Below are 20,642 nucleotides of genomic sequence, written 5' to 3' on the forward strand. Positions count from 1 at the left end.
GCGGCTAGTCGAAAACAATGGAATCAACTAAACAGGAGGCAAAAATATGCTGTCTATCTTTCGGAAATTAACGTGGTTTTTTAAAAAATATTGGCTGAGATACACCATTGCGATTGCATTGTTATTGGTGGTCAACATTGCTGAAGTGCTGCCGCCAAGGCTTGTAGGGCTGGCAATTGACGAAATTAATACAGGAAGTCTTACGCTTGCCGGAATTTTCAAGTATATCCTGCAGCTGTCCCTGATTGCCCTCGGGGTATATGGACTTTCTTATATCTGGATGTACCAGCTTTTCGGAGGGGCATTCATCCTCGAGAAACGGATGAGATCCATGCTTATGGGCCATCTGCTGAAAATGACTCCAACTTTCTTTGAAAAAAACCGGACAGGTGACCTGATGGCCAGGGCTACAAATGATCTTAAAGCCATATCTGTCACGGCAGGCTTTGGGATTCTGACCCTGACAGATGCCCTTATGTTTACGGCCACCATCATTGGCACGATGTGCATCCTGATTGATTGGAAGCTGACGCTGGCGGCCATACTGCCGCTGCCTTTGATGGCATGGATCATGAATATATACGGCAAGAGGATCCATAAAAGATTCACATCTGCACAGGATGCCTTCGGTGATATGAATGATACGGTCCTTGAATCAGTGGCCGGTGTACGGGTAATCCGGGCGTATGTGCAGGAAAGGGCCGAGGAAAAGCGTTTTGGTGATATGACGGAAGATGTATATAATAAAAATCTTTCTGTAGCAAGGATAGATTCTTTATTTGACCCCACCATAAAAATCCTGGTCGGGTTGAGCTATCTAATCGGGCTGAGCTATGGGGCAGTCCTGGTGTTTGACCAGAAGCTGACTCTTGGTGAACTTGTATCCTTCAACGTATATCTTGGAATGCTGATCTGGCCGATGTTTGCTATCGGTGAACTCATAAATATTATGCAGCGCGGCAATGCCTCGCTTGACCGTGTGAGTGAAACACTAGCCTATGAAGAGGATGTGAAGGTTGCCGGCGTTCCTGAAACCGCGGCTTTTCCGGGGGATATCGAATTTGGAGAGTTCAGCTTCCAATATCCGTCCTCCAAGCACGATAATTTACAAGGAATATCCCTTCGTATTAGACAGGGGGGCACAATCGGCATTGTCGGAAAGACCGGAAGCGGGAAAACAACCTTGATCAAACAGCTTTTAAGGGAATATCCGCTCGGGAAAGGCTCTCTTTCCATAACTGACATCCCTCTTGAGAAACAAGACATCCACACAGTCCGGAGCTGGATCGGATATGTACCCCAGGATAACTTCCTGTTCTCAAGGACCGTAGAGGAAAATATCCTCTTCGGGAACCCGGAAGCAGGCGAGAAGGAGTTATGGGAAGCCATTCATTTTGCTGACTTCAATAAAGATCTTGCCAATCTTCCTGATGGGCTGAAGACGATGGTAGGGGAAAAAGGGGTAGCGCTCTCAGGCGGCCAAAAGCAGAGGATTTCCATTGCCCGCGCACTCATCCGGGATCCTGAAATCCTGATACTGGATGACTCGCTCTCGGCCGTAGATGCCAAAACCGAAACCACTATCATTGAGAACATCCGCAAGGGCAGAAGCGGAAAAACGACCATCATCACGACTCACCGGCTGTCTGCCGTACAGCATGCCGACTGGATTATAGTGCTCGATGACGGAAAGGTGATTGAAGAAGGAACACACCGTGAACTTTTGGAGCAGCCAGGCTGGTATCAGGAACAGTTTGAGCGGCAGCAGGTGGAAGAAGAATCGGAGGTGGTTGCATAATGACAGGCAAAAGGCTTTATCAATATGCATCGCTGTATAAAAAAATCATATGGGCGGCACTCATCATGCTTGCTATATCGGTCGCTGCCGATCTCGCCGGCCCGTTCATCGCCAAAAGAGTAATAGACAACCATATCATGGGTATTGAATCTGTCTGGCATGAAGCAGCAAAAGGAAAAGATACGGCATTGTATAAAGGCAAACATTATAAAAGGGAAGAATATTTTACAAACGGTGAGAAAAAAGGAAAAACTGTTTCCATTCTCCAGATTGGCAATAAATTCGTATTCATAGATGAATCCGCTGTAAAATCGGGCAAGCGCAGCCTGGATGGAAATGTTTTGACCGTAAAAACAGGCAATGAGACTCAGAGATATAAGGTGGATTATATTTCAAGGGACGACCTGATGAATTTCTACCGTCCGGAAATTCCCCATATCCTGAAGCTTGCTGTCATTTATTTCGGACTGTTGATCGTAGCTGCGATATTCCAGTATGGCCAGAGATATAATCTGCAGAAAGCGGCAAACCGGATTATCCAGAAGATGAGGAAGGATCTGTTTTCTCATATTCAAACTCTTCATATCTCTTACTACGATAATCTGCCGGCTGGCAAGGTGGTCTCAAGAATAACCAATGACACAGAAGCAATAAGAGAACTGTATGTAGCCGTACTGGCCAACTTCTTCTCAAGCATCATCACGATCATCGGTATTTTTATCGCTGTGTTCATTTTGTCGCCAAAGCTGTCCATGCTGTTTCTGCTGCTCGTTCCGATCCTTGTCATCTGGACGCTGGTATACAGGAAATATGCTTCAAAATACAATCATATCATCCGTGCAAGGGTGAGCGACATCAATGCATCGATCAATGAATCCATTCAGGGGATGAATGTCATTCAGGCCTTCAACCGTGAAAAAGAAACGGTCTCATCCTTTAAAAAGCTGAATGATGAACATTTTCAGTATCAGAATAAAATGCTGAGCCTCAACTCACTGACCGGCCACAACCTGGTGAATGTGCTGAGAAATATAACGTTTGTCGCTTTTATCTGGTATTTCGGGAAGGAATCGCTGAATGTGAATTCAGTAATATCACTTGGTATGCTCTATGCCCTCGTTGATTATATCAACCGCCTGTTTCATCCAATCTCCGGCATTGTAAATCAGTTTGCCAACCTTGAACAGGCACTGGTAGCCGGAGAGCGGGTTTTCAATCTCCTGGATGAAAAAGGGACAGACGTTAGTGACGGGAAAATCCCGCGTTATTCCGGAAATGTTGAATTCAAGGATGTATCCTTTTCCTATAAACAAGGGGAAAATGTATTAAAAAATATCAGCTTCAAAGCGCAGCAGGGAGAAACAGTCGCCCTGGTCGGGCATACAGGTTCCGGTAAGAGCTCAATCATGAACCTCTTGTTCAGGTTTTACGACAGCAAATCAGGAAGCATCACCATTGACGGAGCGGACATTAGGGATATCCCGTATCAGACGCTCCGGGAACATATGGGGATTGTACTCCAAGACCCCTATTTATTCACAGGAACCATTGCTTCCAATATCAGCCTTGAGGATCCCAGGATTACAAGGGAAGCAGTTGTGAAAGCACTGAAGGATGTTGGCGGCGATCAGGTACTGACCCATTTGGAACAGGGCATTGATACGCCGGTAATTGAAAAGGGCAGCACGCTTTCATCCGGGCAGCGCCAGCTCATTTCCTTTGCCCGCGCCCTTGCCTTCAACCCGGCGATTCTGATACTTGATGAAGCAACCGCAAGCATTGACACCGAGACAGAGGCCATCATCCAGGAAGCCATGGAAGTTCTCAAAAAGGGGCGCACCACCTTCATTATTGCCCACAGGCTTTCAACCATAAAAAATGCTGACCAGATCCTGGTTCTCGATAAAGGTGAAATTGCCGAAAAAGGCAGCCATGACGAACTCATGAAGCTGAAGGGAAGATATTATCAAATGTATGAACTTCAGCAGGGAAAGAAACAGAATAAAGCAGGGTAATGAGAGCTGCCCAGCCGGAAACGGCTGGCAGCTTTTTTTGCTGGGGAATATTCAGGCACAAAACGTCCGGCCGGGAGGGAGACAGGATTCTTCACAATGGATTGGATTTTTAGCAAAAAACATCTGCTTATACTCCGATTCAGTTTCACTTTGAGGAAAAACTTCCAGCACCTCACCTGCCATCACTGTAAAAAAGCCATTACTATCCTAAGTGAACACTTTACTCGCCAACTTCCGCACTTTACTATCCGAAATTGAAAATTTACTATCGGAACTGAGAATTTACTCGCCAAAGCCGCTATTTTACTCGCCAGAAACACTGGGTTACCTGCCAGTAAAGCGGAAACTGCCTGATGAAAGGGCAGGTCTTTCTCCCTAAAAAATAAAACCATTCAGAAAATAGTGGAAACGTTTTCACAGGTACAATATAATAGAATTGTTATATACAAGAAAAAGGAGGCTGACAGTTTGAAAAAGAAAACGAAAGTAATTCTTGCTAGTTTATTAGTCTTAGTATTGTGCTCATCACTTTTTTTATGGAATTTTGTGAAAACGGTTGCACAGGCGGAAACCACTACTTCACTTAAAATCCATTACCAGCCGGAACCCGGCAATACCAAGGATTGGAATCTTTGGGTCTGGCCTGACGGGAAAGATGGAAAGGCCTATCCTTTCACCGGTGAGGACAGTTTTGGAAAGATTGCTGAAGTCACCCTGGAGGGCTCCCACACCAAAGCAGGATTTATAGTCAGGACTGATTCCTGGGAAAAGGATGGCGGAGACAGACTTATCGACATTAAGGACGGGGCTGCCGAAGTCTGGGTCATAAGCGGAGATGATAATGTCTATACGGAGGAGCCAAAAGCAGATGTAACTCCTAAGATAATGTCCGCATTGATAGATGAAATGGATTCAATCAGCGTCACTACAAATGTTCCTCTGAAATTGGATGAGTCGGATATTACGCTGGAGGGTGCTGAGATAAAAGCCATCCAGCCAAATCAAGGGGATGCGGTCAGAAAGTTCAAAATCATCACAAAGTCTGCCCTGGACTTGTCCGCTCCATATAAACTGTCTATTAAAGGTTATGGAGAGAAATCCGTCGAGATGGGAGCTGCAGTGCGCACTGAGGCATTTGATGACCTGTACTTTTACGGGGGAGATGATCTTGGGAATACATACGGAAAAGAACATACATCCTTCAGACTCTGGGCACCTACAGCCAAGGAAGCAAAGCTTGTAACCTACAGCTCATGGGATGCACCCGCAGGGAAGGAAATTCCCCTGAAGAAAAGCAAAAAGGGAACATGGACCGCCGAACTTAACGGAAACCAGGAAGGCCTTATTTATACATATAAGGTACTGATCGGTGATAAATGGAATGAGGCTGTAGACCCTTATGCGCGTACAGTAACTGTAAATGGCGACAGAGGTGTTGTCGTCAACCTGGAAAAGACAGACCCAAGGAAATGGAAGGCAAACAAGCCCTCTCTGAAAAAACCTGAGGACTCCATTATTTATGAGCTGCATGTGAGGGACCTTTCCATCCAAAAGGAAAGCGGAATCAAGCAGAAAGGAAAGTATCTTGGAGTCATAGAGAAAGGCACCAGAAATCCTGCCGGCCAGTCGACCGGACTGGATTATATGAAAGACCTTGGCGTCACTCATGTTCAGTTCCTGCCAATCTATGATTATCGTACAGTGGATGAGACTAAATTGGACACACCGCAGTTTAACTGGGGCTATGATCCAAAGAACTATAATGCACCTGAGGGTTCTTATTCCACAGATCCGCACAATCCATACACCAGGATTACAGAGCTGAAGCAGATGGTACAGGGACTCCATGACAACGGCCTGCGGGTCATCATGGATGTTGTCTACAACCATGTATATGATATGCAGGAGCATAGCTTCAATAAACTTGTGCCGGGGTATTATTTCAGGTACAACGAAAACGGGACTCCAGCCAATGGTACTGGAGTAGGCAATGATATTGCATCTGAAAGGAAAATGGCACAAAAATTCATTGTTGAATCAGTAGCTTATTGGGCTGAGGAATATCATTTAGATGGATTCCGATTTGATTTGATGGGCATCCTCGATGTTGAAACGATGAATATGGTCAGAAAAACGCTGGATGAGATCGATCCTTCCATCGTTGTACTGGGAGAAGGCTGGGATATGGGGACACCGCTGCCCCCTTCTGAGAAGGCCAATCAAAAAAATGCCGGAAAAATGGAAGGAATCGCCCATTTTAACGACAGCATCCGTGACGGCTTGAAGGGAAGCGTGTTTGAAGAGAGAGACAGAGGCTTCATCAACGGAAAGCCTGGGACAGAAAGCATAATCAAGCAGGGGATTGAAGCAGGTATCCATTATCCTGCCGGAATGGCGGCATATAAGGATCCCGAACAGGTTGTCACTTATGTGGAAGCCCATGATAATCATACATTATGGGATAAGCTCCAGCTGACTAACCCGGATGCAGGGAAGCAGCAGCAGATACAGATGCACAAACTGGCATCCTCCATCCTGCTGACTTCTCAGGGAATGTCATTCATCCATGCAGGTCAGGAATTTATGAGAACAAAGCAGGGAGACCATAACAGCTATAAGTCCCCTGACAGCATCAATCAGCTGGACTGGAACAGACGGGGTGAGTTCAGCGAAGAAGTTCAGTATATGAAAGGGCTGATTGAACTCAGGAAGCGGTATTCCTCCTTCCGGATGAATACAGCCGCTCAAATAGAAAAGAATCTTACATTTATTGATTCACCGGCAGGCACAGCAGCTTTCACACTGGATGCAAGGGCCAATCACGATCCTGGCCGGCAGATTGCCGTCCTTCACAATGCAAATGAAGCCGAAACTGAATTCAAGCTTCCGGCAAGTGATGTTTGGCGGGTTCTGGCTGACGGAAACAAGGCAGGCACCAAGGTTCTGCGAACAGTCAAGGGCGCTGCCGTTAAAGTACCGGCAAAATCAACCTTTGTCCTGGTCAGATAAAAGGGGGCAGCAGATTAAATTCTGCTGCCTTTTTCTGTGGAAAAGGGTTGGAACTGAGTATGAAGCTTCCTGCAGCTGTAAACCTCATTTATCTTGTGGCTTCCTGCCTCCGCCTGGCTGCGCGCCACCGCTTTAGTTGTTTGTTCCTGCTCAATTCTTTTCCATGGATGGGCTGCGAGTAGAAAAATCAAGTCTGTTTTATCAGAAGAACCTGAAGCTGGAGATTTTAGAATCTTCTAATTATACTTGAAGCAGCAGTTACATACTAAAAAGAGGTGAACCCATGAACAGGGGCAGTATCATTTTACTAAACGGGACATCGAGCTCCGGAAAATCGGCTCTGGCCCGTGAGCTTATAACACTCCTGCCGGATTTCTTTCATTTCTCCATTGATGGTTTTGACACCTTTATTGAGCGGATGGAAGACCGCCCTGGGAACAGGCTGATCCCTGTGGATACAGAAGTGTTTTACCACAGAACTGCAGCCATGTTTTCAGATCAGGGAGTGAATATCATCCTGGATGAGGTGCTGCATAATAATGCAGTAAAGGCTGACTTCAGGTCCACATTGGACTCCTTTCCTATTTTTTATGCAGGCCTCCATTGCCCGCTTAAAGAACTTGCCCGCCGGGAAGAAGAAAGGGGAGACCGGCGGACGGGCCTGGCAGCGGAACAATTTCCGCATATCCATAAGGACCTGAGGTATGACATAGAAGTGGACACAGAGAAAAGTACCCCTGAAGATTGTGCCTTGGAGATATATAAGGCATATACACAGACAGTCACGAAAACAGCCATTCGGGGATAAATGATGGAGTGCCCGTTAATTTGGCCGTGTTTCAGGGAAAAGAATAAGGGGAGGCGATTACAAATGGATTATCGTGTGGAACGGGATACAATGGGAGAAGTGAAGGTGCCGGCAGACAAATACTGGGGCGCACAGACGGAACGAAGCAGGAATAATTTCAAGATTGGCAGTGAAAAGATGCCCCTGCGGCTGATCCATGCTTTTGCACAAGTGAAAAAGGCGGCCGCCCAGGCTAACTTTGAGCTGGGGAAATTGGGAGCTGAGAAAAAGGAAGCGATCTGCAGGGTTTGTGATGAAATCATGGAAGGCGTATATGACGAACATTTTCCGCTGGTAGTCTGGCAGACAGGGAGCGGCACTCAGACGAATATGAATGTGAACGAGGTCATCTCAAACCGTGCCACCCATCTCCTGCAAGAGGCAGGCAGCCAGGAAAAAGTTCATCCTAATGATGATGTCAATATGTCACAGAGCTCCAACGACACCTTCCCGGCAGCCATGCATATAGCTGCCTATATGGCTGCGGCAGACCAGCTCCTTCCTCCGCTCAGGGAACTTGAGGAGGCCTTGGCCGCAAAGGAAGAAGAGTATCGGGACCTGGTCAAAATTGGGCGCACCCATCTCCAGGATGCGACTCCCCTGACGCTAGGGCAGGAAATCAGCGGCTGGAGGGCGATGCTTGAACGCAGTTCAGAAATGATTGAAGAAAGCAGCCGCCATCTGCTGAACCTGGCGCTAGGCGGGACGGCCGTAGGCACAGGAATCAATGCGGACAGGGACTTTGCAGTCACAGCTGCGCGCTATGTTGAAAGCGGGACAGGCTATCCTTTCCGTCCAAGCCGGAATTTTTTCCATGCATTAACAAGCCATGATGAACTGGTTTATGCCCACGGGGCAATAAAGGGACTTGCTGCAGATCTTATGAAGATTGCAAATGATGTCAGGTGGCTGGCAAGCGGGCCGAGGAGCGGCATCGGTGAGCTCACTATACCGGCTAATGAGCCAGGAAGCTCCATCATGCCTGGAAAAGTGAATCCAACACAGAGTGAAGCGCTGACGATGGCCGCGGTCCAGGTATTTGGAAATGATGCTGCGATTTCCTTTGCAGCAAGCCAGGGGAATTTCGAGCTTAATGTATTCAAGCCGGTCATTATCTATAACTTCCTGCAGTCTGTACAGCTGCTGGCCGACGGCATGGCATCCTTCCATAAAAACTGCATTGCAGGCCTTGAAGCGAACAGGGAAAAAATCAAGGAAAATGTGGATCAGTCCCTTATGCTTGTTACGGCGCTGAACCCTCATATCGGCTATGAAAAAGCCGCTGAGATTGCAAAATATGCCTTTAATGAGAACATGACTCTAAAGGAATCTGCCCTGCAGCTCGGATATGTGACAGATGAGCAGTTTGATGAATGGGTAGATCCCGGAAAAATGGTGAATAAGGATTAAGGGTGGCAGAGCTGCCTGCCTGCTGCCCCTCGATTTGACAGCGAACCGCGTGCTGAAATGCTCAGCATGCTAAGCAGGAGGATTCGTTCACATACTGCCAAAGATTCCTAACCATACTAACAGCATAGGGGGTGTCGAGATGGGAATGTGTCCATATTGCAATGGGCTTGAAAAGCTGGAGGCGTTCTGCAGTGTCTGCGGGACAGATATGGATGATTCTGGCAAGGTTTCTGATTATCTGGATCCATACGGTCACTATAATGATGAAGAAACCGTAAAGCTGGGGGACGGCTTTAAATACAGTTCGGAAAATGAGATCTGTCCCCATCTTATGTCATGCCCTTCATGCGGGCACGACCGGGTGCTGTTTGTAAAGGAATAGAAGAAAGGAGCCGGCAGGATGCCGGCTCCTTAATTTTTTTTATATTATACAGTAACGGTCTGGCGCTGTGGACGGATACGGAATTCAGTCTCTTTATCAAAGAAGTGGACCTTGTGCATGTCCAGTGCAAGATCAAGAGTGTCGCCTGCCTGTACAATCGTACGGGCATCTACGCGGGCAACAAATTCCTGGCCGCCTAATTGAGAATAAAGCATGAATTCTGCACCCATCAGCTCAGCCACTTCAATATGGGCTTTAATGACAGAGTCGCTTGATTCCACGTAAATCGGCTCATCATGCAGATCTTCAGGACGAACACCGAGGATCAATTCTTTGCCGTCATAACCCTGTTCACGGAGAGTTTTTAATTTTCCTTCAGGAACAGTTACGGATACATCGCCGATCACAAATTTACCGCCTTGAAGGGTGCCGTTCAGGAAGTTCATGGCTGGAGAACCGATGAATCCGCCGACAAAGACGTTTTCAGGATTTTCATATACTTCTTTTGGAGATCCGACCTGCTGGATAAGTCCATCTTTCATAACAACCAATCTCGTTGCCATGGTCATGGCTTCCGTCTGGTCATGTGTTACATAAATAGTAGTGGTTTCAAGGCGTTTGTGAAGCTTGGCAATTTCTGCACGCATCTGAACCCGCAATTTGGCATCAAGGTTTGAGAGAGGCTCATCCATAAGGAAGACCTTAGCATCACGCACAATGGCGCGGCCCAGGGCAACACGCTGGCGTTGACCGCCTGACAGTGCCTTTGGTTTTCTGTCGAGATACGGATCAAGACCAAGGATCCTTGAGGCATCTTTAACCCTTCTGTCTATTTCAGCTTTTGGCATTTTGCGGAGCTTCAATCCGAAAGCCATGTTATCATAAACCGTCATATGCGGATATAGGGCATAGTTCTGAAAAACCATTGCGATATCGCGGTCTTTTGGCGGAACATCATTCACAAGCCTGCCATCGATATGGAATTCCCCTTTTGAAATTTCCTCAAGGCCTGCAATCATACGAAGTGTCGTAGATTTCCCGCAGCCTGAAGGACCGACGAATACGATGAATTCTTTATCCTGAATATGAAGGTTGAAGTCGGAAACTGCTGTTACTTTATTATCATATATTTTATAGATATGGTCTAAGCGAAGTTCTGCCATTTTTATAACCTCCTGTTTATATGAAACTATTATAAATTGATTGTATGACAAGCCGGCAAATAACGATATGTAAACGTGCACAAAAAGAATAGACACCCTTTAGGCAGGGTGCCCAATCCTAAGAAGATGATAAGGCGATCAGCAGGTAAGCAGCCAGTGCGTCCTGGAAGGAGCGGATGTCAAGGCCGGTCCTTTCAATGAATTTATCGATGCGGTATTGCAGGCTGTTGCGGTGCATGAACAGTTTCTTGGCGGCAAGGCTTGCATTTGAGCTGCACTCAATATAGGTTTTTACTGTCTCGATAAGTTCTTCATCCCTGATTACATCACCGAGGAGACGCTCTATGAACCAATCCTTCTTATCCTGCACCAGCCCTGAAGCAAGCAGGAAGGGGAATGTATTTGCAAGGCCCTGAAGCCTGTAACCTGGCATATACTTTTCTCCAATTGAAAAACATTGTTTTTCCATTTCATACTCTTCTGCGAGGCAGGAGTCCAAAGGATAGAAAGAGCCGATGAATAAACGGAACTGGATATAAAAATCGCTTTCGAGCGCGGCGAGTACCGGCTCCAGATCACTTTTTTCCAAGGTGTCGGATGTCATGGGCTCAATGAGAACCCCGTTTTTGTCTGAAGACCAAATTATGACGGAGCCTGGATCAAATAAGGTGTGAATAGCTTCCTCGGCGGCCTGGCGCTCACTGTTTTTGCTTAATAGAGTGAAGAAAATGAAGCGTACGGTCTTCCAGGGTGACTGCGGCAGCTGCCGGGAGCTGCCGGATAAATAATGTTCCCACTGCTCAGTCCCGCTGAGGAGGCGAAAGCTGTCATCCGCGGGGTCCAAGGAAGTAAACATCAGTCTTAAAAGCTCCAGTTCACCCCCGGCCGCCGAATCCTTCGGTATGCCAAAGCAGATGTCGGAGGATGTCTTGAAATAGTGGTAGTCCTCATAAAAAGGGGAGGCCGCCTCGTGGATGATGAGGCCGGGATATATGCTTTTTAGTTTATTAATCATAGAAGCCTCCGGAATATATGGATTATTCATATACATGGAACAGCATGAGCTCATGGATATAGCTCTCGATATTAGCGGCATTATCTGCAGGCGGGGCATCAGATTTCCATTCTATGCGGCCGTCTGAATGATAAATGGCGGAATAATGATGCTGTTGGTAATAAAATTGAATCTTCCAGCCTGGTATGGAAGCGTCTTTAAATAGGCTTTCATATGTAAAATGTGATATCATACGTATCCCTCCATGCTCCCATTATAATTCTTAACTTCCTGCCAGTCCATCGATCGAGGGATGCTCGATGAGAGATCAGAGACCCAGGAACATGCATAATTTAGCACTATGTATCATAGGTTAGAATTCAGGCATTCCATCAAACGGCAATATTATCATTTGCAATCGATGAGGATAACATGTTAACGTAGCCTGTAGCAAATATGCTTCGTTTAACCAGAAAAACCCAAAGGGAGGAACTTACATGAGCACCAATATATATGATGCAGCCTACGAGCTGGAGAAGGCGATCAGACAGAGTCAGGAATTTAATGATCTAAAGCAGAGGTTCTCTGAATTAAATGCAGATCCTGCTTCTAAAAGCATGTTCGAAAACTTCCGTAATGTGCAGATGACAATCCAGCAGAAACAAATGGCCGGACAGGACATCTCCCAGGAAGAAATTCAGCAGGCACAAAAAACAGTTGCGCTTGTGCAGCAGAACCAAACCATATCCCGGCTCATGGACGCAGAACAGCGCATGAGCATGATCATTGGCGAATTAAACAAAATCATCTTAAAACCGCTGGACGAAACATACGGAATACCAGAACAGCAATAACAGGATACCTCTCATTCATGAGAGGTTTTTTTTCATGGACTTAGGAGGACTGACCCTATTTCCCGGAAATGGGGTCAGTCCCCCTAAGAGAAATTGATGTGCCGGGTGTTTCATCTCTCGTTCGCGGGTGAACAGGTTCTAGCCCCCGTTTTTCCGTCATATGCATGGTTATAACATAGAAGATGGGGGAGATCATCATGGTGTATCGTTTGTTAGCCGTTAATATAGATGGAACACTGCTGCAATCGAATGGGAAGGTGCATAAAGCGACAAGGGATGCGCTGGAGTATGTACACCAGAAGGGCGTGCTTACCGCTCTGGTTACTTCGAGGAATTTCGCATCTGCCCGGAAGGTGGCTAAAGCACTCCGGATCAAGCCGCTTCTTGTTGCCCATCAGGGTGCGTATGTGGGAACTTTCGATAAGCCGATTTTGGTACGAAGGATTTCTGAAGAATTGACGCTTGAATTGGTTAAGCTTCTGGAAACATCTTCAAGCCAGATTAAGCTCTATCATGAGAAATATATGATGGGCAACCGGGTGAACCTGCCGGAAAATCTGATCGGCAAGGCTTCCTATTATAAAAATGAACCTTATTTTTATTCTCACCAATATGTAGATATTTTAAGTGAAGCACTTCATACCAATCCTGCAGCACCTCCTAAGATAGATGTGATCTTTGAGGATAAAAAGGAAATGGATGAAATAATTGAAGTGCTTCAAAAAATGTTTGATGAAATAGACTGCATCCGGATGAATAATAACGTTTTCACCATCGTGCCTGCGGGTGTGTCAAAATGGGCTGGGCTGCAATATCTGGCACAGTATTATCAAATAAAAAAGAAAGAAATCATGGCCATCGCCGATGGGGCTGACGATCTGGAACTCATTGAACACAGCGGTCTTGGCGTAGCGATGGGCAACTCCGTGCCGGAAGTTAAAGCTGCAGCGGCATGGCAGACCAGATCAAATGACCAGCTTGGAGCAGCTTATACCATTAAAGAAGTGTTCCGCAGGCAGCCGCTGATCGCTGCTGTAGAAAGGGAAAAAGAAGTGAAGGTAGAGAAATAGCACTGTCAGGAGATGCCGCCTTTTTTCAAGGGGGGATCTTTTTTTACTGTGGATAAAACCTGCAGGCCATATACCAGGACAGTTCCTTACATTGACCCCTCCCCATCGATTTTGTACACTAGTAGCAGCCGCTTGGGAAAGTAACAAACTTCCCCATGCAAATATAACTAGATAATCGGGAGATCAAAAATGCACATTTATATTAAAGGGATTCATGATGAAAGACTGATCAGGCCTTTTACCAATATAGCCAACCTTTTTTTCGAAACGGCGGGCGTCGGCTTTACAAATGCTGATGAAACACAGTATATAGTGGAATTTTCCGCAGAGGATCAGCCCTCACGCATAAAGGCTTCTGCCACTCTTCGAGATTTGGCGGGAGGCTCTGCGTGGAGTGTTTTGATCGATGAAGCATTGCTGCACCATGAGACTGAAAAGGAACTGTTTAACCAAAAAAAGAATGCATACAGCAAGGCATATCTGTCACTTCTGCAGGAAGCCACCGGGATGGAGCAGAAGTGGGGGATCCTGACCGGGATTCGTCCGACCAAGCTCCTTCATAAGAAAAACCAGGAGGGTGCTTCCATAAGTGAAGCAAGGCAGGAGCTTCAGGAACAGTACATGATTTCTGAAGAGAAAATCGAGCTGATGCAAAAAATCGTAGACAGGCAGCTCAGTGTCGTTCCGGATCTCTACAGCTTAAAAGATGAGGTCAGCATTTATGTCGGCATCCCGTTCTGCCCGACAAAATGTGCTTATTGTACTTTCCCCGCTTATGCGATCAATGGGCGCCAGGGATCAGTGGATTCCTTTCTTGGCGGACTTCACTATGAAATGCGGGAAATCGGAAGGTGGCTCACTGAAAATGGAATCAGGATTACCACTGTATATTATGGAGGAGGTACACCTACAAGCATCACGGCTGAAGAAATGGATATGCTATATGAGGAAATGTATCAATCATTCCCTGATGTGAAGAATATAAGGGAGATCACCGTGGAAGCGGGCAGGCCCGATACCATTACCAGTGAAAAGCTTGATGTTTTAAATAAATGGAATATCGACCGTATCAGCATCAACCCCCAATCCTATATCCAGGAAACATTGAAGGCGATCGGCCGCCATCATACCGTCGAGGAGACTATAGAAAAGTACTGGCTTGCCAGGGAAGCAGGAATGAACAATATTAATATGGATTTGATCATCGGGCTGCCGGGGGAAGGACTCTCTGAATTTGAATATACGCTTTCGGAAACTGAGAAATTGATGCCGGAATCGCTTACCGTGCACACTCTTTCCTTTAAAAGAGCATCAGAAATGACCCGGAACAAACGTAAATATCAGGTCGCTTCAAGAGCGGAAGCGGAGGAGATGATGGAAATGGCGGAGCAATGGACAAAAATCCATGGATATTTCCCGTATTATCTCTACCGCCAGAAAAATATCCTCGGAAACCTTGAAAACGTCGGTTATTCTGTACCGGGACAGGAGAGCATCTATAACATCATGATTATGGAAGAAATGCAGACGATCATCGGTATCGGCTGCGGAGCAGCAAGCAAGTTTGTGCATCCGCAAACCGGCGGGATCATCCAATTTGCCAACCCAAAGGATCCAAAATCCTATAATGAAAGCTTCAAAAGCTATACAGACCAAAAGATTAAGCTTCTGGAGGAAACCTTTCATAAGCAAAATGCCTGAGCCCTTTATGGGCTTTTTTTATTTGTCAGAAAATATCGAAAGTTTAAAGGATAAACCTGTACATCAGCAGAACCTATAAGTATAACCTGAAGATAGGAGGAATGAGCTATGATGAACGCTCCATTGCTGATGGCACAGATGCTGGAAAGAGCAGAAAAATATTTTTCAAAAAAAGAGGTGGTCTCAAGAACCGACGGGGGAATTCACAGGCTGACTTATAAGGAAATCGGCCAGCGGACAAGAAGGCTTGCCAGCAGTCTTAAGGGTCTGCGGGTTAAAAGGGGCGACCGTGTCGGCACTCTTGCCTGGAATCATCACCGCCATCTTGAAGCATATTTTGCGGTTCCGTGCTCCGGGGCAGTACTTCATACGATCAATATCCGCCTGGCACCGCAGCAGATCGCCTATATCATCAATCATGCCGAAAACAAGGTGCTGCTCGTCGATGCCGATTTATGGCCGCTTATTGAGGCCATCAAAAATGAAATCACCACAGTCACCGCATTCATCATCATGACTGATAAAAACGAGCTTCCTGATACCTCACTCCCAGTCTACAATTATGAAGAACTGCTTGAAAAAGGCGATCCTGCCTTTACATTTGCCCGCGATCTAGACGAGAATTCTCCTGCCGGAATGTGCTACACCTCCGCTACAACGGGAAACCCAAAAGGAGTCGTTTATACACATAGAGGAATTGTGCTTCACAGCATGGCTCTGGGGCTTGCAGACAGTGCTGGGGTCAGCGAGAAAGATACCCTGATGCCAGTCGTGCCAATGTTCCATGTTAATGCATGGGGGCTGCCTTTTGCTTCCGTATGGTTCGGTACAAAGCTCGTGCTTCCCGGTCCGTACTTCACCCCAAAACTAATCGCCAATCTGATTCAGCAGGAGAAAGTGACATTATCAGCCGGAGTCCCTACCATCTGGCTTGGGCTCCTAAAAGAAATTGAAGAGAATACTTACGATCTGTCAAGTCTTAGAGGGCTGATATGCGGAGGGGCAGCAGCTCCAAAGGGGATGATCCGCTCATTTGAAATAAAGCATAAGATCCCTTTCATGCACGCATACGGAATGACAGAAACAAGCCCGATCGTCCTGGTCTCAACCATAAAAAGCTATCAGGAAGGCCTCCCCGAAGAAGAAAAATTAGAATTAAAGGCCAAACAGGGTGTTTTAATTCCGGGGCTTGAGATAAAGGTGGTCGGCCCGGATGGGGAAGTGAAGGCAGATGGCAGGGAAATGGGCGAGCTGCTGATCCGCGGTCCGTGGATCGCCTCTGAATATTATAAGGATGAGCGTTCAGGAGATTCCTTTAAGGATGGATGGCTTCATACTGGCGATGTGGTGACCATTGATGAAGAGGGATTTGTGAAGATCGTGGACAGGACGAAGGATCTGATCAAAAGCGGGGGAGAATGGATATCGTCCGTAGACCTGGAGAATGCAATCATGGCCCATGATGCTGTCTTTGAAGCTGCAGTCATCGCCATCCCTGATGAGAGATGGCAGGAACGGCCGGCTGCATGCGTGGTGCTCAAGGAAAACCACAGGGCAGAAAAGGAGGATATCATTGAATTTTTGAAGCCGCAATTTGCCAAGTGGTGGATACCGGATGAAGTGATATTCATGGATGAAATCCCAAAAACGTCTGTGGGCAAATTCCTGAAAAGAACGCTGCGTGAGCAGGCAGTCAACAGTTTAATACAAAAATAAGACGAAAATGTGACAAAATTCTTAATTTTCTTCATTTGTTTATAATTCCACTCATGCACATGTATAATGAATGTATATTCATTATAGAGGAGGCACAAAATTGGAAGCGGATACAATAACTGCGCAAAGTCTGGTAACAGTGTCCTATAGTGGAAGAATGGCTCAAGTGGAACTGAACAGGCCCTCATCCCTGAACGCATTGAACCTGGATCTGCTGAGAGAGCTCGTACATGCTCTAAAAGGAATGACCGTAGATGAAAAGATTGATATGATTGTCCTGAAAGGGAGCGGAAGAGGCTTTTGCTCAGGCGGGGACATAAAATCGATGCTTGAAGCAGCTGATGACAGCAGCTTTTTCTCGATGATGGAGGTTATCAGCGACCTTGCCGTGACCTTGTATTGCATGCCTAAGCTTACCCTTTGCGCCATTCACGGTGCAGCTGCAGGCCTCGGCCTCAGCATAGCCCTGGCCTGCGACCACATCATCGCACAGGCAGACAGCAAAATAGCCATGAACTTTATTGGAATCGGCTTAATCCCGGACGGCGGAAGCCACTTCTTTCTTGAACGGAAAATCGGTGAAACCAAAGCAAAAGAACTAATATGGGAAGGAAAAGTTATGAATGCCGAGGAAGCCCTGAAAAGAAATCTCATACACCAGATCACCGATAACCTCAACACTGCAGTAGATCAAAAGATAAACGAATGGAAACAGAAACCAGTATCCGCCATGATCAAATCCAAAAAAATACTGGCAGAAATCAACCGGCCCAGCCTCCTGAAAATCCTGGAACTCGAAAAACACGGCCAGCTCAAAATGAGAAAAACCCACGACCACCAAGAAGGCATCCAGGCCTTCATAGAAAAAAGACCACCAAAATTTATTGGGAAATAAAAAAGCGCAGAGCGGTGCTTTTCAAGGAAATTTAATATATAGCAGAATGAATCACAAATCACAGGCTGAAAACAAAATGAAGTAGAAAAGCAGAGGTCCGGCAAGCTTAAAGCAGGCGGGCCGTGAGAAGTAAATTATCTTCTCGCGGCCCGCCTTATTTATTTTGGGCTCAGCTGAATCCGCCAAAAAAAACCTTCATAACGAATCCTGCCAGACTGCCTTCTATTTAGTTGACTATCCGTATAGAAATGAAAAACCCCATGCGAAAGCATGGGATTAACGGTGAAATAAAACGAGCTTTCCTGCTGGGGATGTACAGCGGTGGGTGTGCTCGGCATAGCCTTTTTCCTGGAGGATCCCCGTGCCGCGCTCCTTGGCCTGATCATCAGTTTCGGCCTGTATGCTTTCATCCAGGAGTTTTTCGCCGGAGGTGTCGAATACGGTCAATTTGTAGTTTTTCATATGAAATTCCCCTTTGTTTATGTTTTCTGATTTTTCTTTTTTATTGTGGCATAGGATAGATTTAATTGTAAAGGTTTGAGAAACAATTGGGAAACCCTTGTTTAATTACGGGTCTTTTACTAACATGATAAGTGATGATGGAATTTTATTCCTGTTAATAGAGGGAGAAAAGGGGGGAGCGAATTGGTTCTTGAGATTAATCAAGTATCAAAGCGATTTGGCAGTTTTACAGCAGTAGATTCATTGAGTATCCAAATTCCGGAAAAAGAAATGTTCGGGTTCCTTGGAGCTAATGGAGCGGGGAAAACGACGACGTTCCGGATGATTTTAGGTCTATTGACGCCGAGTTCAGGGGAAATCTTATGGAATGGCAGGAAGGTGGATTATTCGACCAGCCCGCTGATTGGCTATCTTCCGGAGGAAAGAGGGCTGTACCCCAAGCTCTCGGTGAAGGAGCAGATTGTATACCTTGCCCGCCTGAGAGGGATGGAGAAGGCAGAAGCACTGAAGGAGCTTGAATATTGGCTTGGCCGCTTCAAGGTTCCACAGTATATGAATAAGAAGGTAGAAGAACTCTCGAAGGGCAACCAGCAGAAAATCCAGGTTATTGCGTCCATTATCCATAAGCCAAAGCTCCTGATTCTGGATGAACCGTTCAGCGGGCTGGACCCGGTAAATGTAGAGCTCCTGAAGGCAGCCGTGAAGGAGCTGAAGGAAAATGGGACCACCATTGTGTTCTCGAGCCACCGGATGGAGCATGTCGAGGAACTATGCGAAAATCTGTGCATCATGCATAAGGGAAGCCCGGTGGTTTACGGGGCGTTGAAGGATATCAAAAGGTCGTTTGGGAAAAAGAACCTCACTATACATGCCGATTTTGATTTAGGTTATCTGGAAAACTTTGATGGAGTGGTCAAAGCGAAACAGACACAGGAAGGAATTTCCCTGCAAATCAACCGCGAAGAGGCAGCCCAGGACATTCTGAAGGATATTGCAGGCAAAGGATTCATCAGAAGATTTGAGCTGGAGGAACCGTCGTTGAATGATATTTTCATAGAAAAAGTGGGTGCTGCTTATGAATAGATTCTGGATTATATTTTGGCATACATATATCACCAAAGTGAAATCAAGGTCTTTTATCATTACTACATCCATCATGGTGGTCCTGTTGTTAGGAGCGGCCAGCCTATCAAAGATCACTGATTTTTTTGAAGGAGATGATGGACCGGAAAAAGTCGGGATTGTGGATGAAACCGGCTCTTTATACAGCATTCTCGCCCAGCAGCTGGCAGCCCAGAAGGCGGAATTCAAACCGGTCCGGATAAAGGATGAAGAGGAAGCCCGGAGGCTTGAGGAAAAAGGCGATGTTACTGGATACCTCCTGCTTGCCGGGGATAGTGAGGGCCTGCCGGCGGCTGCCTATAAATCAAGCAGTATATCTGAAACATCCTTGAACACCCAGCTGGAAAATGCGCTCCAGCAGGTCAAGACCGTCCTGGTTACTAAGAAGTTCAATTTAAAGCAGGAGCAGATTGCCGAGCTGTACAAACCGGTTCCATTTGAGCTCGTTCCCCTGAAAAAAGATGCCAAGACAGAGGAAGAACTTAGTCAGGCAAGGGGGATTGTCTATATCATCCTGTTTGTCATTTATTTCTCGGTCATGATGTATGGGAATATGATTGCAACAGAAGTGGCTCAGGAAAAGACGTCAAGGGTAATGGAAATCCTCGTCTCAAGCGTATCGCCTGTTACACAGATGTTCGCTAAGATCCTCGGGATTGCCCTTCTCAGCCTGACACAGCTTGCTACATTCTTCTCCATTGGCTATGGGGCAATCAAGAAGAATATGGATACACTAAATGGCGGCGGGGTCCCCTTCTTTGGGTTTGATAAGCTTCCGGCGGAAACACTGTTTTATGGGATATTGTTTGCGATGCTTGGCTATTTCCTATATGCGACACTTGCAGCGTTCCTTGGCTCGCTCGTCAGCCGGGTGGAGGATCTCCAGCAGACGATCGGCCCGATGACCTGGCTTGTTATCATCGGATTCATGCTGGCTGTCTTTGGCCTCGGTGATCCGGATCTTACATTTGTAAAAATCATGTCCTTCATTCCGTTTTTCAGTCCGATGCTCATGTTCCTGAGGGTCGGGATGCTTGAAATCCCGTTGTGGGAGGTGGCGCTCTCTATCGGCATATTGATTGCAACCATCATAGCGCTCGCTGTTTTCGGAGCAAAGGTTTATAAGGGAGGAGTCCTTCTTTACGGAAAATCCAGTTCATTCAAAGATATTAAAAAAGCTTTATCGCAAAATTGAACAGAACCG

The 20,642-nt window shown here is 46.3% G+C and carries 17 protein-coding genes; 13 read left to right on the forward strand and 4 right to left on the reverse strand.

What is annotated here, in order from left to right:
• Window positions 1–46 precede the first annotated feature (46 nt).
• The 6 genes from V1501_RS04915 to V1501_RS04940 all read left to right on the forward strand — a co-directional run bounded on the left by V1501_RS04915 (window position 47) and on the right by V1501_RS04940 (window position 9,461).
• Window positions 47–1,798: an ABC transporter ATP-binding protein gene (locus V1501_RS04915; RefSeq protein WP_409291712.1), complete on the forward strand. Its 1,752-nt coding sequence runs from the start codon at window positions 47–49 to the stop codon at window positions 1,796–1,798.
• Entirely contained in the window at window positions 1,798–3,813 is a 2,016-nt protein-coding gene (locus tag V1501_RS04920; protein ID WP_409291713.1) for an ABC transporter ATP-binding protein, read from the forward strand. The genes V1501_RS04915 and V1501_RS04920 overlap by 1 nt, the downstream gene beginning before the upstream one ends.
• Window positions 3,814–4,281: 468 nt before the next feature.
• Complete coding sequence (gene pulA, locus V1501_RS04925) at window positions 4,282–6,822, forward strand: type I pullulanase (protein ID WP_409291714.1); 2,541 nt, start codon at window positions 4,282–4,284, stop codon at window positions 6,820–6,822.
• A 283-nt stretch (window positions 6,823–7,105) separates the two neighbouring features.
• Window positions 7,106–7,630: a chloramphenicol phosphotransferase CPT family protein gene (locus tag V1501_RS04930; protein ID WP_409291715.1), complete on the forward strand. Its 525-nt coding sequence runs from the start codon at window positions 7,106–7,108 to the stop codon at window positions 7,628–7,630.
• A gap of 63 nt (window positions 7,631–7,693) precedes the next feature.
• Window positions 7,694–9,079 carry a class II fumarate hydratase gene (gene fumC / locus V1501_RS04935; RefSeq protein ID WP_409291716.1) on the forward strand — a complete coding sequence of 462 codons (1,386 nt, stop codon included), beginning with the start codon at window positions 7,694–7,696 and terminating at the stop codon, window positions 9,077–9,079.
• A 139-nt stretch (window positions 9,080–9,218) separates the two neighbouring features.
• Window positions 9,219–9,461: a hypothetical protein gene (locus tag V1501_RS04940; protein ID WP_409291717.1), complete on the forward strand. Its 243-nt coding sequence runs from the start codon at window positions 9,219–9,221 to the stop codon at window positions 9,459–9,461.
• A 44-nt stretch (window positions 9,462–9,505) separates the two neighbouring features.
• On the opposite strand, the gene V1501_RS04945 is transcribed toward V1501_RS04940, so the two are convergent.
• The 3 genes from V1501_RS04945 to V1501_RS04955 form a co-directional block, all read right to left on the reverse strand.
• Entirely contained in the window at window positions 9,506–10,624 is a 1,119-nt protein-coding gene (locus V1501_RS04945; protein WP_409291718.1) for an ABC transporter ATP-binding protein, read from the reverse strand.
• A 118-nt stretch (window positions 10,625–10,742) separates the two neighbouring features.
• Window positions 10,743–11,639, reverse strand: a complete 897-nt coding sequence (locus V1501_RS04950; protein ID WP_409291719.1) for a PucR family transcriptional regulator — start codon at window positions 11,637–11,639, stop codon at window positions 10,743–10,745.
• 22 nt (window positions 11,640–11,661) lie between these two features.
• The gene (locus V1501_RS04955; RefSeq protein WP_409291720.1) at window positions 11,662–11,871 is read right to left on the reverse strand and encodes a DUF5342 family protein; all 210 of its coding nucleotides are present in this window, start codon (window positions 11,869–11,871) and stop codon (window positions 11,662–11,664) included.
• Between the two features lie 244 nt (window positions 11,872–12,115).
• Between V1501_RS04955 and V1501_RS04960 the strand changes: the two genes are divergently transcribed.
• The 5 genes from V1501_RS04960 to V1501_RS04980 all read left to right on the forward strand — a co-directional run bounded on the left by V1501_RS04960 (window position 12,116) and on the right by V1501_RS04980 (window position 17,854).
• Window positions 12,116–12,472, forward strand: coding sequence for a YlbF family regulator (locus tag V1501_RS04960; RefSeq protein WP_409291721.1), 357 nt, complete (start codon window positions 12,116–12,118; stop codon window positions 12,470–12,472).
• A 197-nt stretch (window positions 12,473–12,669) separates the two neighbouring features.
• A complete protein-coding gene (locus tag V1501_RS04965; protein ID WP_409291722.1) occupies window positions 12,670–13,542 on the forward strand; it encodes a Cof-type HAD-IIB family hydrolase in 873 nt (290 codons plus the stop codon).
• A gap of 189 nt (window positions 13,543–13,731) precedes the next feature.
• Window positions 13,732–15,243 carry a coproporphyrinogen III oxidase gene (locus V1501_RS04970; RefSeq protein ID WP_409291723.1) on the forward strand — a complete coding sequence of 504 codons (1,512 nt, stop codon included), beginning with the start codon at window positions 13,732–13,734 and terminating at the stop codon, window positions 15,241–15,243.
• 108 nt (window positions 15,244–15,351) lie between these two features.
• Window positions 15,352–16,959: a long-chain fatty acid--CoA ligase gene (locus V1501_RS04975; RefSeq protein ID WP_409291724.1), complete on the forward strand. Its 1,608-nt coding sequence runs from the start codon at window positions 15,352–15,354 to the stop codon at window positions 16,957–16,959.
• A gap of 100 nt (window positions 16,960–17,059) precedes the next feature.
• Entirely contained in the window at window positions 17,060–17,854 is a 795-nt protein-coding gene (locus V1501_RS04980; protein ID WP_409291725.1) for an enoyl-CoA hydratase, read from the forward strand.
• Window positions 17,855–18,130: 276 nt separating this feature from the next.
• Here the strand turns inward: V1501_RS04980 and V1501_RS04985 are convergent, their stop codons facing one another.
• Entirely contained in the window at window positions 18,131–18,316 is a 186-nt protein-coding gene (locus V1501_RS04985) for a YhzD family protein (RefSeq protein WP_409291726.1), read from the reverse strand.
• 183 nt (window positions 18,317–18,499) lie between these two features.
• Here V1501_RS04985 and V1501_RS04990 point away from each other — a divergent pair, with 183 nt between their 5' ends.
• Both V1501_RS04990 and V1501_RS04995 read left to right on the forward strand, forming a co-directional pair.
• A complete protein-coding gene (locus tag V1501_RS04990) occupies window positions 18,500–19,399 on the forward strand; it encodes an ABC transporter ATP-binding protein (RefSeq protein WP_409291727.1) in 900 nt (299 codons plus the stop codon).
• Complete coding sequence (locus V1501_RS04995; protein ID WP_409291728.1) at window positions 19,392–20,633, forward strand: ABC transporter permease; 1,242 nt, start codon at window positions 19,392–19,394, stop codon at window positions 20,631–20,633. Before V1501_RS04990 ends, V1501_RS04995 begins: the two co-directional genes overlap by 8 nt.
• The last annotated feature ends 9 nt before the right edge of the window (window positions 20,634–20,642 follow it).

The organism is Paraperibacillus esterisolvens (assembly GCF_046237625.1).
In the GTDB taxonomy this organism is placed as follows: Bacteria; Bacillota; Bacilli; order Bacillales; family DSM-1321; genus Paraperibacillus; species Paraperibacillus esterisolvens.

What these genes read in the sequence shown, in the direction of transcription:
- V1501_RS04915 (WP_409291712.1), top strand. Translation starts at nt 47, where the DNA reads ATGCTGTCTATCTTTCGGAAATTAACGTGGTTTTTTAAAAAATATTGG.
- V1501_RS04920 (WP_409291713.1), top strand. Translation starts at nt 1,798, where the DNA reads ATGACAGGCAAAAGGCTTTATCAATATGCATCGCTGTATAAAAAAATC.
- V1501_RS04930 (WP_409291715.1), top strand. Translation starts at nt 7,106, where the DNA reads ATGAACAGGGGCAGTATCATTTTACTAAACGGGACATCGAGCTCCGGA.
- fumC (WP_409291716.1), top strand. Translation starts at nt 7,694, where the DNA reads ATGGATTATCGTGTGGAACGGGATACAATGGGAGAAGTGAAGGTGCCG.
- V1501_RS04940 (WP_409291717.1), top strand. Translation starts at nt 9,219, where the DNA reads ATGGGAATGTGTCCATATTGCAATGGGCTTGAAAAGCTGGAGGCGTTC.
- V1501_RS04945 (WP_409291718.1), bottom strand. Translation starts at nt 10,624, where the DNA reads ATGGCAGAACTTCGCTTAGACCATATCTATAAAATATATGATAATAAA.
- V1501_RS04950 (WP_409291719.1), bottom strand. Translation starts at nt 11,639, where the DNA reads ATGATTAATAAACTAAAAAGCATATATCCCGGCCTCATCATCCACGAG.
- V1501_RS04955 (WP_409291720.1), bottom strand. Translation starts at nt 11,871, where the DNA reads ATGATATCACATTTTACATATGAAAGCCTATTTAAAGACGCTTCCATA.
- V1501_RS04960 (WP_409291721.1), top strand. Translation starts at nt 12,116, where the DNA reads ATGAGCACCAATATATATGATGCAGCCTACGAGCTGGAGAAGGCGATC.
- V1501_RS04965 (WP_409291722.1), top strand. Translation starts at nt 12,670, where the DNA reads ATGGTGTATCGTTTGTTAGCCGTTAATATAGATGGAACACTGCTGCAA.
- V1501_RS04970 (WP_409291723.1), top strand. Translation starts at nt 13,732, where the DNA reads ATGCACATTTATATTAAAGGGATTCATGATGAAAGACTGATCAGGCCT.
- V1501_RS04975 (WP_409291724.1), top strand. Translation starts at nt 15,352, where the DNA reads ATGATGAACGCTCCATTGCTGATGGCACAGATGCTGGAAAGAGCAGAA.
- V1501_RS04985 (WP_409291726.1), bottom strand. Translation starts at nt 18,316, where the DNA reads ATGAAAAACTACAAATTGACCGTATTCGACACCTCCGGCGAAAAACTC.
- V1501_RS04995 (WP_409291728.1), top strand. Translation starts at nt 19,392, where the DNA reads ATGAATAGATTCTGGATTATATTTTGGCATACATATATCACCAAAGTG.